13 protein-coding genes are annotated in these 14,121 nt (G+C 65.3%); 3 read left to right on the plus strand and 10 right to left on the minus strand.

The window, feature by feature from the left end; genetic code table 11:
* Positions 1-24 precede the first annotated feature (24 nt).
* The 8 genes from MWN34_RS06280 to MWN34_RS06315 all read right to left on the minus strand — a co-directional run bounded on the left by MWN34_RS06280 (position 25) and on the right by MWN34_RS06315 (position 10,537).
* Entirely contained in the window at positions 25-1,074 is a 1,050-nt protein-coding gene (locus MWN34_RS06280; protein ID WP_247028343.1) for an NAD(P)-dependent alcohol dehydrogenase, read from the minus strand.
* Between the two features lie 29 nt (positions 1,075-1,103).
* Positions 1,104-1,511 carry a (R)-mandelonitrile lyase gene (locus tag MWN34_RS06285; protein WP_247027706.1) on the minus strand — a complete coding sequence of 136 codons (408 nt, stop codon included), beginning with the start codon at positions 1,509-1,511 and terminating at the stop codon, positions 1,104-1,106.
* 173 nt (positions 1,512-1,684) lie between these two features.
* Entirely contained in the window at positions 1,685-4,726 is a 3,042-nt protein-coding gene (locus MWN34_RS06290) for an efflux RND transporter permease subunit (protein WP_247028344.1), read from the minus strand.
* Positions 4,726-5,844, minus strand: a complete 1,119-nt coding sequence (locus MWN34_RS06295; RefSeq protein WP_247027708.1) for an efflux RND transporter periplasmic adaptor subunit — start codon at positions 5,842-5,844, stop codon at positions 4,726-4,728. The genes MWN34_RS06290 and MWN34_RS06295 overlap by 1 nt, the downstream gene beginning before the upstream one ends.
* 146 nt (positions 5,845-5,990) lie before the next feature.
* Positions 5,991-6,314, minus strand: a complete 324-nt coding sequence (locus tag MWN34_RS06300; protein ID WP_247027710.1) for a hypothetical protein — start codon at positions 6,312-6,314, stop codon at positions 5,991-5,993.
* 23 nt (positions 6,315-6,337) lie between these two features.
* The gene (locus MWN34_RS06305) at positions 6,338-7,768 is read right to left on the minus strand and encodes a basic amino acid/polyamine antiporter (RefSeq protein ID WP_247027712.1); all 1,431 of its coding nucleotides are present in this window, start codon (positions 7,766-7,768) and stop codon (positions 6,338-6,340) included.
* Positions 7,769-7,842: 74 nt separating this feature from the next.
* Positions 7,843-9,078: an arginine deiminase gene (locus MWN34_RS06310; RefSeq protein ID WP_247027714.1), complete on the minus strand. Its 1,236-nt coding sequence runs from the start codon at positions 9,076-9,078 to the stop codon at positions 7,843-7,845.
* A gap of 25 nt (positions 9,079-9,103) precedes the next feature.
* Positions 9,104-10,537 carry a basic amino acid/polyamine antiporter gene (locus MWN34_RS06315; RefSeq protein WP_247027716.1) on the minus strand — a complete coding sequence of 478 codons (1,434 nt, stop codon included), beginning with the start codon at positions 10,535-10,537 and terminating at the stop codon, positions 9,104-9,106.
* Between the two features lie 620 nt (positions 10,538-11,157).
* On the opposite strand from MWN34_RS06315, the gene MWN34_RS06320 reads away from it, so the two are divergent.
* Positions 11,158-11,403 (plus strand): hypothetical protein, encoded by a 246-nt coding sequence (locus MWN34_RS06320; protein WP_247027718.1) that lies wholly within the window; start codon positions 11,158-11,160, stop codon positions 11,401-11,403.
* A 55-nt stretch (positions 11,404-11,458) separates the two neighbouring features.
* On the opposite strand, the gene MWN34_RS06325 is transcribed toward MWN34_RS06320, so the two are convergent.
* Entirely contained in the window at positions 11,459-11,632 is a 174-nt protein-coding gene (locus tag MWN34_RS06325) for a hypothetical protein (protein WP_247027720.1), read from the minus strand.
* A 21-nt stretch (positions 11,633-11,653) separates the two neighbouring features.
* Entirely contained in the window at positions 11,654-11,875 is a 222-nt protein-coding gene (locus tag MWN34_RS06330; protein ID WP_247027722.1) for a hypothetical protein, read from the minus strand.
* Between the two features lie 183 nt (positions 11,876-12,058).
* Between MWN34_RS06330 and MWN34_RS06335 the strand changes: the two genes are divergently transcribed.
* Both MWN34_RS06335 and MWN34_RS06340 read left to right on the plus strand, forming a co-directional pair.
* Positions 12,059-12,598 (plus strand): TRAP transporter small permease subunit, encoded by a 540-nt coding sequence (locus tag MWN34_RS06335; protein WP_247027724.1) that lies wholly within the window; start codon positions 12,059-12,061, stop codon positions 12,596-12,598.
* Positions 12,599-12,670: 72 nt separating this feature from the next.
* Positions 12,671-14,083, plus strand: coding sequence for a TRAP transporter large permease (locus tag MWN34_RS06340; RefSeq protein ID WP_247027726.1), 1,413 nt, complete (start codon positions 12,671-12,673; stop codon positions 14,081-14,083).
* The last annotated feature ends 38 nt before the right edge of the window (positions 14,084-14,121 follow it).

Consider the following 14,121-nt stretch of genomic DNA (forward strand, 5'->3'; position numbering starts at 1 on the left):
AGGCGCGGCGGCGTGAAAAGATGATCAGGCGCCGGCCAGCGTCGCCATGTCGATCACGAAGCGGTAGCGCACATCGGCGCGCTCCATCCGCTCGAAGGCGTGATTGATCTCATCCATGCGGATCATCTCCACCTCGGGCAGCACGCCCTTCGCGGCGCAGAAATCGAGCATTTCCTGCGTTTCCGCGATGCCGCCAATCGGGGAGGCGGCAATACGGCGACGACCGAACAGCAAAGGAAGGGTGCTGGGCTCGTCCAGCAGCCCAAGCTGGCCGACCAGCACCAGAGTCGCGTCGATGTCGAGCAGCGGGAGATAGGGGTTGATGTCGTGCTTCACCGGCACGGTGTCGATGATGAGGTCGAAGCTCGACCCCGCCGCCATCATCGCCTCGGGGTCGGAGGAGACGAGCAACCGGGTGGCGCCCAGCGCCAGCGCGTCGGCTTCCTTGTCCTTGGTGCGGCTCAGCACGGTGACCTCCGCGCCCATGGCGGCCGCGAGCTTGACCGCCATGTGGCCGAGGCCGCCGAGCCCGACGACGCCGACCCGGTTGCCGGCTTCAACGCCCCATGTGCGCAGCGGCGAATAGGTGGTGATGCCGGCGCAGAGCAAGGGTGCGGCCTTGGCGATGTCGAGGCCATCCGGCACCTTCAACACGAATTCCTCGCGACAGACGAGATGCTTGGAATAGCCGCCATAGGTCGGCTCGCAGGTGATGCGGTCCTTGTCGGCATAGGTCTGGGTCATGCCCTTGCGGCAGAGCTGCTCGCGGCCCTTGCGACACTGGTCGCATTCAAGGCACGAATCCACCATGCACCCGACCGCGACCGCATCGCCGACCTTGTAGCGGCTCACATCCGAGCCGACCGCGGTCACCCGGCCGACGATCTCATGGCCGGGCACGAGCGGATAGGTCGCAAATCCCCAGTCATTGCGTGACTGGTGCAGGTCCGAATGGCAGACGCCGCAATAGAGGATCTCCATCGCGACATCATTGGCGCGCAGGTCGCGGCGCTCGAATTCGAACGGGGCGAGAGGGGTCGTGTTGCTCTGGGCGGCAAAGCCGAATGTCTTCATCATCTGAATCCCGTGCTTTCAGGCCATGATCAGGAACGGGGCGCCGTTTCGCCCAGATAGTCCGCGTCGGCGACCTTCTCCAACCAGTCGACGACCTTGCCGTCCTTCATCTCGGCGATGGCGAGGTGGCTCATGGCGCAGTGGGCGGCGGCGCCGTGCCAGTGCTTTTCGCCCGGCGCGAACCAGACGATGTCGCCGGGCCGGATCTCCTCGACCGGACCACCTTCTCGCTGGGCACGGCCGACGCCGGAGAGTACCAGAATGGTCTGGCCGAGCGGATGGGTGTGCCATGCGGTACGGGCGCCCGGTTCAAAGGTGACCGTCGCCCCGCTGAGCGCTCCGCTTCCGGTGAAGGGTGCGTCGATCCGCACGGTGCCGGTGAAGTAGGCCTCCGGACCGGACCTGGACGATTCGGTGCCGCTGCGTGTGATGTTCATGATCAAGCTCCGCACGCTTTCGATCTGTCGCCTGATGGCCGATCTGTCGCCTGATGGCGCAGGGCGCACTCTACCGGGCACCGCGCCGCGGGATTAGCCGCAGCACGGCGCATGGACTTATGCGGCACTTTCATGAATGGCCGATGTAGCCGTGAAGCGGGGCATCGCGCGCCTTATGTGGAGGCCGGCTCCTTCTCGCGCACCAGGGTCACATACAGCACCGGCAGGAAGATCAGCGTCAGCAGGGTCGCCACGAGCAGGCCGCCCATGATGGCAAAGGCCATCGGACCCCAGAACACCGTCGGCGCGATCGGGATCATGCCCAGCACGGTGGAGACCGCGGTGAGCATGATGGGCCGGAAGCGGGACTGGCTCGCATCCATCGCCGCATCGCGCACGCTCTTGCCGTCGGCCCGTTCCGCCTCGATCTGCCCGATCAGGATCACCGCGTTCTTGATGATCATCCCGATCAGCGCCAGCACGCCGAGGATGGCGACGAAGCCGAGCGGGCGGTTCGAGACCAGCAGCGCCAGCACCACGCCGATGAGGCCGAGTGGAGCGACCGAGATGACGAGGCTGAGCAGGGTGAAGCCGCGGAGCTGGAACATCAGGACGGTGAGCATGATGAAGAGCATCAGCGGCACCACGGCGACGACCGAGGCGAGCGACTTGGCGCTCTCCTCCACCGTACCGCCCACCTCGATGCGATAGCCGGGCGGCAGGGTGGCGGCGAGCGCGTCGATCTTCGGCTGCAGCGTGCTCACCACCTCGTCCGGCAGAACGCCCGGGGCGACGTCGGCCTGCACCGTGAGGCTCGGTACCCGGTCGCGACGCCAGACCAGCGGATAGCTCTGCTCATAGTCGAAGGTGGCGAACTGACTGAGCGGCACCGTCCGGCCGCCCGCAACGGGCACCTGCACGGAGCGCAGCGTCTCGAGCGAGACGCGCTCCTCCCCGGTGGCGCGAAGCATCACGTCCACCAGATAGATGCCGTCGCGCACCTGCGTCACCGGCACGCCCGTCACCATGGTATTGAGCACGGTGCCGATCGCTTCCGAAGAGAGGCCGAGGCGGCGCGCCTCGTCCTGGTTCACCCGGATGCGGATCTCGCGGGACGGTTGGATCCAGTCGTAGTTCACATGCACGGCGCGCGGATCTGACGCCATGACCGCGGCGAGCTTGTAGGCGATGTCGCGCACCTGCGAGAGATCGGCGCCGAGCACGCGATACTGCACCGGCCAGCCGACCGGCGGCCCGAGCTCCAGCGGATAGACGCGGGAGACAATATTGGGGAACTGCTCGGCGAGCAGGGTTTCGAGCCGCTTGTGCAGCCGCTCGCGCGCCGGCAGATCCTTCGCCACAACCACGGCCTGGGCGAAGAAGTCGTTCGGCAGTTGCGCGTTCAGCGGCAGGTAGAAGCGGATCGCACCCTCGCCGACATAGTCGCTCCAGCGCTCGATGTCCGGATCGCCCTTCAGCGCGGCGTCGAAGCGTTCGACGGCGGTCTGCGTCGCGTGGATCGAGGCATTCTGCGGCAGGCTGAGGTCGACCAGCAGTTCCGGCCGGTCCGAGGACGGGAAGAACTGCGAAGGGATCAGCGGGATGAGCAGCACCGAGCCGACGAAGGCCGCAACCGTGACGGCGATGGTGATCCAGCGCGCGGCAATCGCCTTCGACAGGAAGGACCGGTAGACCCGCATGATCCGGCCGGGCTCGCTGCTGGCCCCGGCCTTGGGCGGGCGCAGGATCATGATGCCCATCAGCGGGGCGAACAGCACCGCCACCAGCCAGGACACCAGCAGCGCGATGCTGACCACGGCGAACAGCGAGAAGGTGTATTCGCCGGCCGAGCTCTTCGCGAAGCCGACCGGGACGAAACCGGCGATGGTCACCAGCGTGCCCGCGAGCATGGCGAAGGCATAGGCCTTGAAGGCGTAGGTCGCTGCCTTTTCCGGCGGCTCGCCGAGTGCCAGCCGGTTGATCGTGGCGTCGGTCGTGGTCATCGCGTCGTCGACCATGAGGGCGAGGGCGATGATCAGCGCACCCAGCGAGATGCGCTGCATGTCGATGCCGACCAGCTCCATGATCGAGAACACGGCCGCGAGCGTGAGCGGGATCGACAGCGCGACGATCAGGCCGGGCCGCACGCCGAGTGCGATGAAGCTGACGACGAGAATGATCGCGATGGCCTGCCAGAGCGATTCCATGAATTCGGAGATCGCGCCCTTCACCGTGACGGCCTGATCGGCAACGAGGTGGGGCTCGATGCCGATGGGCAGATCGGCCGTGATGGCAGCCATCTCGCGTTCGATGTTGGCGCCGAGCGCGAGAATATCGCCGCCCTCCTTCATCGCGATGGCGAGGCCGAGAGCCGGTTGGCCATTGACGCGGAACATGGGCTGCGGCGGATCCACGAAACCACGCCGCACCGTCGCGATGTCCGAGAGCCGCAGCATGCGGCCGCCGACGGCGAAATTGATGTTCGCGATGTCCTGTTCGGAACCGAAGGCGCCCGAGACTTCGAGGGCGAGCTTCTCGTCGCCGGTCTGGATGACGCCGGAGGGCTGCACCACGTTCTGGCTGCGCAGGGCCGCGATCAGCGCCGTGCGGTCAATGCCCATGGCGGCGAGCTGCTGGTTCGAGAACTCGACGAAGATGCGCTCGTCCTGCGCGCCGAGGATCTGGATCTGCTCGACATCGGGAACGTGCAGCAGGCGGTCGCGCGCCGCTTCCACCTGATCGCGCAGTTCACGCTGGGTGAAGCCGTCGGCGGTGAAGCCATAGATCAGGCCGAACGTGTCGCCGAACTCGTCATTGAAGCCGGGCCCCACGACGCCGGCGGGCAAGGTCCGGCGCATATCGGCGACGCGCTTGCGCACCTGGTACCAGATGTCCGGCACCTCGTCGGCCGTGGTGGAACCCTTCAGGTTGACGAAGATCGTGGTCAGGCCCGGCCTTGTATAGCTGCGCAGGAAATCGAGCTGCGGGGTTTCCTGCAGCGTCCGCTCAAGCCGTTCCGTCACCTGCTGGAGCGTGTCGTCGATGCCCGCGCCCGGCCACGCGGCCTGCACCACCATGGTCTTGATGATGAAGGACGGATCCTCGCTCCGGCCGAGCCGGACATAGGACATGACGCCCGCCGCCACCACGACGAGCATGAAGTACACGACCAGCGAACGCTGGCGCAGCGCCCATTCCGACAGGTTGAAGCGCATCACGAACCCGCCCCGAGAAGGCGGACCGCCTGGCCCGGATGCAGCGCCTGCACGCCGGCCGTCACCACCACATCGCCGGGCGCAAGGCCGGAGGCGATGCTGACGGTGGCCGGGTTGAAGCGCGCGATCTCCACGTTGCGCAGGGCGACCGTGTTCGCCTTGGGATCGACGACCCAGACGGCGGGGCGATCATTCACCGCGGTCAGCGCGGAGGCGGGGACGGAAATGCCGGCGCTGCCCTCGAGCTCCACCCGGCCGGCCACCGAGGCGCCGAGGCGCATCGCGGCCGGCGGGTTGTCGAGACCGACGCGGACGCGGAAGGTGCGGGTCACGGGATCGGCCTGCGGGGACACTTCCCGCACCCTCCCGGTCGTTTTCACCGAGGGATCGTCGGTGAGCGAAACCGTGACCACCGGATCGGCGGGGGCGGCGCGGAGCAGCGAGGCGGGAACGTCGAAGACCGCGTCGCGGCCGTCCTTGCGCGCAAGCTGGACAATCATCTGGCCCGCCTGCGCCACCTCGCCAGGTTCGGCACCCCTGCCGGTGACGACGCCGGGAGCGTCGGCCAGCAATTCGGTGTAGCCGAGATTGTCCTGTGCGATCTTGAGCTGGGCGGCCGCATCGTCCAGCGCCGCGGTCGCCGAGCGCAGGCCCTGCTGCGCGTCGTCGAAATTCGCCCGCGTGGTGAACCCGCTGCTCAGCAGGCGTTGCTGGCGGTCGAAATGATTCTGCGCCTGCACCAGCCGTCCTTCGGCGGCGCTGATCGCGGCCTGCGCCGAGCGCAGGCTGTTCTGGGCATTCTGGGGATCAAGGCGGCCGATGACCTGACCGGCCTTCACCGTGTCGCCGACATTCACCAGCCGTTCGATCATGCGTCCCGAAACGCGGAATGCCAGGGACACCTCGTCCTCGGCCTGCACGTCGCCGGTGAGAGAGACAGTGTCGCCATTGTGCCCCTGTTCCACGGTGACGGTTCGTACCGGGCGGGGATCGGGCTTGGCCGCCTCCTGGTTGTCCGAGCAGCCGGCTCCCAGCAATGCAAGAGCAAGCACGATGCCCGCAGGCAGCCGGGTGGCCGGCCGAAACGAACCGGACGGAAGGCGGGATATCTCGTTCATGTAAGTCCTGCTCAGATTCGCCGGCGCGGCATCGGTGACCATCGTCCCTACGATGGAACCGTCATATTGCACCCATTTAACGCAGGATGGCATGCGCAATCCAGATGACCCGGATGCGTGGATGCCGCCACTGGTGAGCGTCGTCTTCAGCGCGTCCGGACCCAGCGGCCGGGCTCATAGACCCAGGCGCCACGCCGCAGGACCCAGCGGGGGCCGACGAAATGATGGCCGGCGCGGTTGCGGTCCCAATACCCGTCCGACCACCGCCACTGGCCGTGGCTCCAGTTCCAGTGGCCCGGCACCCAGGTATAGCCGCGGCGGCGCGGCGGAACCGGCTCGCGGCGCGGTGCGGGGGGCGCTCCGGGGGGACGGCCCTGTGCCTCGGCGTCGGTCGAGATGGCAAGCGAGGCGAGGGGAGCAAGGGCCCCGGCTGCCAGCAGACCAGCCAGGAGGGAACGGCGATCAATCATGGGCAACTCCTTGGGCAACGCATTCAGATGAGGATGCGGCCGGTGACAAGGCCTGCCACCGCCACGACGGCTCCGGCCGCGGCCACGGCGAACAGCAGCATCTCGGAGGGCTGAAACACCCGGTGTCCGCGCTCGCGCTGGGCGATGACGAACAGCACGGTGCCGGGGGCGTAGATCGTAAGCGACAGCAGGAGGAAGGAAAGGCCGCCGGCATAGATGAGCCCGGCGGTATAGACCGTCGCAAGCGTTGCCCGCATCAGATCCGTCGATCGGCCCTTGGTCCGCGCGCCATAGCTCTCCCCGGTCCATGCCAGCTTCAGCGCATAGGCCGCCGTAAGCAGATAGGGCAGCAGGATCATCGAGGAGGTGAGCTTCAACGCGAGAAGGAAGGCCTGCTCGGCGAACAGTGTCAGGATCAGGAAGGTCTGGATCAGAAGGTTGGTCAGCCACAGCGCCGCGAACGGCACCTTGTTCCGGTTTTCCGCGGCGAGGAAGGCCGGCATGCTTTCCATGCGCGCCGCCGAATACAGCACCTCCGCGGCCAGCAGCGACCACGACAGATAGGCGCCCAGCACCGAGATGATCAGCCCGACGCTGACGAAGACCGCGCCCCACGGTCCGACCACCGCCTGCAGTACGCCGGCCATGGACGGGTTGCGCAGCGCCGCCAGATCAGGGCGCAGCATCACGCCGTAGGACAGCATGGTGACCAGCACCAGCAGGCACAGCACGCCGAGGAAGCCGAGCAGCGTGGCAATACCGACATCCTCGCGGCGGCGGGCATAGCGCGAATACACGCTTGCCCCTTCGATGCCGACGAACACGAACACCGTCACCAGCATGGTCCCGCGCACCTGCGAGAACAGGCCCGCATCTTCCAGTCCCGGCCCGCCATAGAAATTCGCGGCGAACACATCGGCCTTGAAGCCGATGCCGACGAATACCAGGAAGATGAGGATGGGGATGATCTTGGCGACAGTGACGAGGGTGTTGATGAAGGCGGCTTCCTTTACCCCGCGCAGGATGAGGAAGTGCACCACCCATACGCCAACAGAGGAGATCGCGACGGCGGGAATGGTGTTGCCGTCCCCGAAGACGGGAAACAGCGCGCCGAGGGTCGACTTGATCAGCACCCAGTAGGACACGTTGCCGAGGCAGCAGACGGTCCAGTAGCCCAGCGCCGAGAGAAAGCCGGGATAATTGCCGAAGCCGGCCTTGGCATAGGCATAGACACCGGCATCGAGCTCCGGCTTGCGGCGCGACAGGCTCTGGAACACGAAGGCCAGCATCAGCATGCCGCCGCCGGCGATCGCCCAGGCGATGAGCGCGCCGAGCCCGCCGGTCACTCGTCCGAAGGTCTGCGGCAGCGAGAAGATGCCCGCTCCCACCATGGACCCCACCACCATGGCGGTGAGGGTGGGCAGGGCAAATTTCGACGGCGCCGTTTCAGCCATTTCATTACCGACAGGCAGGAGACGAGCGGTGAGGGGCCGTCATGCGGCCCCTCACGCGCAATGAGCGCGGTGGATCAGAAATCCACCGGATCGCGGATGATCGGGCAGGTCATGCAATGGCCGCCGCCACGCCCGCGGCCGAGCTCCGAACCGTCGATGGTGATGACCTCAATGCCGGCCTTGCGGAGCAGGGTGTTGGCATAGGTGTTGCGGTCATAGGCGAAGACGACGCCCGGCGATGCGCAGACCAGGTTCGCGCCGGAATCCCACTGGGTGCGCTCGCGCATATAGTCGTTGCCGCCGGTTTCCACGACGCGGATCTCGCTGAGGCCGAGCGCTTCGCGCACCGTCTCGACGAGCCCCTTGTCCTTGGAAAGTTCGATGCCGCCCTTGCCGTCGGGGCGGTAGGAGAAGCATTCGATGTTGTTGACGATGTCTGGATACAGCAGCACGCAGTCGCGATCGGCAAAGGTGAAGACGGTGTCCAGATGCATCGCGGCGCGCAGCTTGGGCATGGCGGCGATGATGACGCGCTCCGCTCCGCCCTTCTCAAAGATCGAGGCGGCCAATTGACTGATCGCCTGGCGCGAGGTGCGCTCGCTCATGCCGATCAGGACATTGCCCTTGCCGATCGGCATCACGTCGCCGCCCTCGAGCGTGGCGAGGCCCCAGTCCTGCGTGGGGTCGCCCCACCACACATTCACCTTGCCGGCGAAGTCGGGGTGGAACTTGTAGATCGAGGTGGTGAGGATGGTTTCCTCGTGACGCGCCGGCCAGTAGAGCGGGTTCAGCGTCACGCCGCCATAGATCCAGCAGGTGGTATCGCGGGTGTAGAGGGTGTTCGGCAGCGGCGGCAGCAGATATTCGTTCACGCCTGCGGCGTCGCGGATGAGCTGCAGGGTCGAGCCGCCGATGGTCTCGGGGAACTCATAGGTCGACAGGCCGCCGATGAGGGTTTCCGCGAGTTCGCGGTTCGACAGGCCTTCCAGATAGGAGCGCACCTCGTCGACGAAGCCGAGACCCATCTGGTTCGGCACGACCTGGTGGTCGAGGATCCACTTCTTGGCCTCGGGCACCGCGACGGTCTCGGCGAGCAGATTGTGCATCTCCACCACGTCGATGCCGCGCTCGCGCATCTTGTTGATGAAGTCGAAATGGTCGCGCTTGGCGACGTCGACCCACAGCACGTCGTCGAACAGCAACTGGTCGCAATTGCTGGGGGTCAGCCGCTGGTGAGCGCGTCCCGGCGCGCAGACCATGACCTTGCGGAGCTGGCCGACCTCCGAATGGACGCCGAATTGGGTTTGCATGACGAGGGCTCCCGAGCCTGTTTCTTCAGGGGGTTATGGTTCCGGAGAGGAGACCGTAGAAACCGATGAGACCGGCAATCGCAGTGATTGCGAAGATAATGGTCTCGACAGGACTGAACAGTCGCGCCTGCTGCTCGCGCCGCGCCCAGACATAGAGAATGGTGCCGGGCACGAAGAGAACCGCGACGAGGAGGACGTATTTCAGGCCGGCGGCGATGAACATGAACAGCGTGTAGACGACGGCGATGCCGGCGAAGATCTGGTCACGGCCGCGCTTCTCCGGCACCCCCTCATAGCCCTGCCCGCTGCGCGCCAGAAGCAGTCCATAACCGGCAACCAGAAGGTAGGGCAGCAGCGCGGTCACGCTGGTCATGTCGAGCATGAAGTTGAAGGCGTCGCGCGACCAATATGTGGAGATGACGAAGATCGAGCAGACGATGTTGGTGAGCCAGAGCGCGTTCGCCGGCACCCGGTTGCCGTTCTGGGCCGCAAAGAGCTTCGGCATGTCCTTTGATTTGGCGGCGGCGAAGAGCACCTCGGCGCAGATCAGCGACCAGGCGAGATAGGCGCCGAGCACCGAGACGAGCACGCCGATGGAAATGAAGACAGCGCCCCAGTGGCCGACCACCGCTTCCAGCGCACCGGCGAGGGAGGGCTGCTGCATGCCGGCGATGGCAGCGCGCGGCTGGTTCGCATAGGGCAGCAGCGTGACGGCCACCATAAGGCCGGTCACCGCGACGAAGCCGAGAATGGTCGCCGTTCCGACGTCCGACCGCTTCTTCGCGAAGCGGGAATAGACGCTCGCGCCTTCAATGCCGAGGAACACGAACACCGTGATCAGCATGGTGTCGCGCACCTGCGAGATGAGCGACTTGTCCGGCATGCCGACGCCGCCGAAGAAATTCTCGCGGAACAGGTCGTATTTGAAGAAGACGATGAAGGCGAGCACCGCCACCACGATCGGCACGATCTTCGCGATCGTCACGATGGCATTGATAAAGGCGGCCTGCTCGACGCCGCGCAGGATCATGAAATGGAAGGCCCACACGCCGACCAGCGAAACGATGATGGCGAACGCCGTGCTGCCGTCGCCGAACCATTGGGGAAAGAAGCGACCGAGCGTCGAGCCGATCAGCACCCAATAGAAGACATTGCCGAGGCAGCTTCCCAGCCAGTAGCCGAAGGCGGACAGAAACCCCATATAGTCGCCGAACCCGGCCTTCGCGTAGGCGAAGACGCCGGCGTCGATGTCGGGGCGGCGTTCCGCCAGGGACTGGAACACGCGGGCCAGCATGTACATGCCGGTGCCAGCGATGGCCCAGGCGATAATGGCGCCGAACGGGCCCGTGGCCGCGCCGAAGCGGCCCGGCAGATTGAAGATGCCGGCACCCACCATCGAGCCGACGACCATGGCCGTCAATGCGGGCAGCGACATCTTGTCGGAAGAGACGTTCGCCATGGCTGATCCCTCAGGCGCAAGGATGATTCTTGTCATTACCGGCCCTGGCGGCCGGCAGCGCGCGGCGATGCGCGCCGGCGATTTGTCCTAGGACCATCTCAGAAATTTCGCCTCAGTCCATTCGTTTCTTGGTTAAATATTTGAAATAATTAGGGTGCCGGCAAATGATATTGCGCTGCCGCATGTCGAGGGCTTGCCGAGCTTGGCGGCCTTTCGAACCGGAAACAGGCGCGACGTCGCGATTCTGGAAGGGGATGTACGATCCGTCCGAATGGCGGGTTGAGGGTGCTCATATTGCGCCGCATCATCGTACCAGCCTGCATGTGGCCGGATTTTGACGCTCCGTAACGTCATGTGGACAGCCCGGCACGGCTCGCCCTATAGCAGCGCGGCCCAATGACCAGCGCAGGAGACCCGCAAGCCCGGACTCACGAGAATTCCACCGATAGAGATGCCGGCGCCCGTTGCGGCGCCTTGTTCACATCCCGTTTCAGTGCCGATTCCCTGGGGCATGGAGTCGGTACGTGGCCGTCTGACGCGGCCATCCTGCGGAAAGACGGGAGACGCGTCGCATGCCATTCGTCGGCGTCGTCGCGGTAGAGACCTGAAGGAAAAGTCCCATGCCGAATTTCACCGTGACGCTCGAGCGCACCATCACGATTCGCCAGCGCGCCGAGATCAGCGTCGAGGCCGCCGATTTCGGGGCCGCCGAGCTCATTGCCCGCCAGATGGCGCGCGAGGGCAGCTTCGCCCCGGATCCGCGCTGGTTCAGCGACCAGCGTGATGAGGGTCGGACGGTCGTCGTCGATATCGAAGAAGAGGTCGTAGGCGGTCATCAGTCAGATCCGGCGCGTCGCGCCGCCTGAACGCAAGCAAGGCGCGCCGGGCCGGGCGCGCCTTGCTTCATCGATCGTGCCTTGATCAGCGGCTGGAGCCGACAGGCTTTGTCTGTTCGCCGCTATTGGTTGGGTTGCCCGCCGGAACCGATTTCGGCGACTTCTTGCCCTCATCCTTTGCGCCCGCCTCCTTTCCGCGATCCTTGTCGTCGCTGAAGGTGCCGTCGTTGCCCTTGTGGCCATTCAGTTCGTCTTTCATCGCATCGCTTCCTCTGTTTCCTCAGTCATCGACCTTGACGCCGGTCGTGCGGGTGAAGGCTGGCGGGTCACTGGCAGGAAAGCTGTCTTCGAGTGCCTCGTCGACCGCCTCATCCTCCCGCTTTTTCTCGTCCCGGCTTTTCGGTGCGGCTTTGGCGGCTGAAGGAAAGGGCGAGCCCGCGATCGGTGGGGTCTCGTCCGCCTTGAGGTGCTGGAGATCCTTCTCAGGGGATCGGGCGCTCATGACCGTGCTCCTCGTTCGGTGCAGCTTCCGAGGAGAACGCGGCCGGCGCAGGATGTTTCCGCATGTGTGCGCAGAAACCGCATCGCGCGGCTTATCGCCGGTGCGACGATCGTCTATCTTGCTGCAGCGATAGACAAGCCTGATGCAACAGGCCAACGATAATGACGCTGGGGGAGCGCCGGGATGAATGCGCTGCTTGCGCTGAGCAGGGGTATCGACTGGTTCAACGAACGCTTCGGCCGGATCGCCGATTATTGCGTGCTCGCCGCCTGCCTGATCAGCGCAGGTAACGCGACCGTCCGCTATCTGCTGAGCTACAGCACCAACGGACTGCTGGAAATCCAGTGGTACCTGTTCGGCGCGGTCGTTTTGCTCGGTGCGCCCTATACGCTCAAGATGAACGAGCATGTGCGCGTCGACCTCGTCTACATGATGTTGCCCCCGCGCGGCCGGCTGCTGCTCGATGCCGCCGGCTTCCTTCTCATCCTGATCCCGGCGGGCATCTATCTCACATTTCTGTGCTGGCCCTTCTTCTGGCAGGCCTTCGTTTCGAACGAAGTGTCGCAGAACGCCGGCGGGCTCACTTTGTGGCCGGCAAAGCTGCTGCTGCCGCTCGGCTTCGCGCTGCTCACGGTGCAGGGCCTTTCCGAACTGATCAAGCGCATCGCCGGTCTGTGCGGAGCGATCGAGATCGAGACCGATTACGAAAAGCCGCTGCAGTAACGGCCTTCCATCGACCGGCCCGTAACCCGGCCTCTCGCCCGACCCTTCCCGGACATTTCAGCGAGCCCGCGCATGTTTTCACACGGCATAATGCCCCCGCTGATGTTCGGCGGCATGATCTGCTTCATGCTGGCCGGGTTCCCGGTCGCCTTCTCGCTCATTGCCGTCGGCCTGTTCTTCGGCAGCATCGGCATAATGACCGACCATTTCCACCCGAGCTTCCTGCAGGCGCTGCCGCTGCGCTTCTACGGCATCATCTCGAACGACCTTCTGCTTGCCATTCCCTTCTTCACCTTCATGGGCGCGATCCTGGAGCGGTGCGGGCTGGCGGAAGATCTGCTCGAAGGCACCGGCAAGCTGTTCGGCAAGGTGCCGGGCGGCCTTGCCTATGCGGTCATCATCGTGGGCGCCATCCTTGGGGCCATCACGGGTACGGTGGCGGCATCGGTCATCGCGATGGGCGTGATCTCGCTGCCGGTGATGATGCGCTATGGCTACGACCAGAAGCTCGCCACCGGCGTCATCGCAGCGTCCGGCACGATCACCCAGCTCATCCCGCCCTCGCTGGTCCTCATCGTGCTGGCCGAACAGCTCGGCAAGCCGGTCGGCGACATGTATCTCGGTGCCATCGGCCCCTCGATCCTGCAGGTGCTGCTGTTCCTCGCCTATGTCGCGATCCTCTCGGTGGTCAAGCCGAGCACCATGCCCCCACTGCCGCCCGAGGCGATCGGGGAGGGCGGATGGCCGCTGATCCGGCAGGTCCTGTGGGGCATGATTCCCTCGGTCGTGCTCATCGCGCTCGTGCTCGGCACGCTGGCTCTGGGCCTCGCCACGCCGACGGAAGCTGGTGCCATGGGCGCGGTCGGCGCCATCGTGCTGGCGGCGATGCACCGGCGGCTGACCTGGCCGCTGATCCGTCAGGCGATGGCCTCGACCATGCGGCTCACCGCGATGGTGGTGTTCATCCTCATCGGCGCCACCGTGTTCAGCTTGGTATTCCAGGGTATGGACGGCTCGCGCTGGATCGAGCATCTGCTCTCCCAGCTTCCGGGAGGACGGGTCGGGTTCCTGGTCTTCGTCAATGTCTTCGTGTTCTTCATCGCCTTCTTCCTCGATTTCTTCGAGATCGCCTTCATCATCATTCCGCTGCTGGTGCCGGTGGCGGTGAAGCTCGACATCAACCTCATCTGGTTCGGCGTGCTGCTCTGCGTGAACATGCAGACCGCCTTCATGCACCCGCCCTTCGGCTTCGCGCTGTTCTATCTGCGCGGTATCGCCCCGGCCTCGATCCGCACCTCGCAGATCTATTGGGGTGCGATCCCGTGGCTGGTGATGCAGCTTATCCTCGTGGTGATCGTTATCATGTGGCCGGAATCGGTGACCTACTGGATCAGCAGCGGTCCCACGGTCGATCCCGCCACGATCGAGCTGAACCTGCCTGCCATGGACCAGCCGCCGCTCGACATGGAGCCGCCGAAGTTCTGACGGGACGGTGCATATCCATTCTTCGAGCAATGGGGGGC

Source organism: Ancylobacter crimeensis, from assembly GCF_023016805.1.
Lineage (GTDB): Bacteria > Pseudomonadota > Alphaproteobacteria > Rhizobiales > Xanthobacteraceae > Ancylobacter > Ancylobacter crimeensis.

Bases quoted from the DNA above. Each gene is read 5' to 3' on its own strand.
- MWN34_RS06285 (WP_247027706.1), bottom strand. From the start codon at position 1,511: ATGAACATCACACGCAGCGGCACCGAATCGTCCAGGTCCGGTCCGGAG.
- MWN34_RS06330 (WP_247027722.1), bottom strand. From the start codon at position 11,875: ATGAGCGCCCGATCCCCTGAGAAGGATCTCCAGCACCTCAAGGCGGAC.
- MWN34_RS06340 (WP_247027726.1), top strand. From the start codon at position 12,671: ATGTTTTCACACGGCATAATGCCCCCGCTGATGTTCGGCGGCATGATC.
- MWN34_RS06315 (WP_247027716.1), bottom strand. From the start codon at position 10,537: ATGGCGAACGTCTCTTCCGACAAGATGTCGCTGCCCGCATTGACGGCC.
- MWN34_RS06280 (WP_247028343.1), bottom strand. From the start codon at position 1,074: ATGAAGACATTCGGCTTTGCCGCCCAGAGCAACACGACCCCTCTCGCC.
- MWN34_RS06295 (WP_247027708.1), bottom strand. From the start codon at position 5,844: ATGAACGAGATATCCCGCCTTCCGTCCGGTTCGTTTCGGCCGGCCACC.
- MWN34_RS06305 (WP_247027712.1), bottom strand. From the start codon at position 7,768: ATGGCTGAAACGGCGCCGTCGAAATTTGCCCTGCCCACCCTCACCGCC.
- MWN34_RS06335 (WP_247027724.1), top strand. From the start codon at position 12,059: ATGAATGCGCTGCTTGCGCTGAGCAGGGGTATCGACTGGTTCAACGAA.
- MWN34_RS06320 (WP_247027718.1), top strand. From the start codon at position 11,158: ATGCCGAATTTCACCGTGACGCTCGAGCGCACCATCACGATTCGCCAG.
- MWN34_RS06290 (WP_247028344.1), bottom strand. From the start codon at position 4,726: ATGCGCTTCAACCTGTCGGAATGGGCGCTGCGCCAGCGTTCGCTGGTC.
- MWN34_RS06310 (WP_247027714.1), bottom strand. From the start codon at position 9,078: ATGCAAACCCAATTCGGCGTCCATTCGGAGGTCGGCCAGCTCCGCAAG.
- MWN34_RS06300 (WP_247027710.1), bottom strand. From the start codon at position 6,314: ATGATTGATCGCCGTTCCCTCCTGGCTGGTCTGCTGGCAGCCGGGGCC.
- MWN34_RS06325 (WP_247027720.1), bottom strand. From the start codon at position 11,632: ATGAAAGACGAACTGAATGGCCACAAGGGCAACGACGGCACCTTCAGC.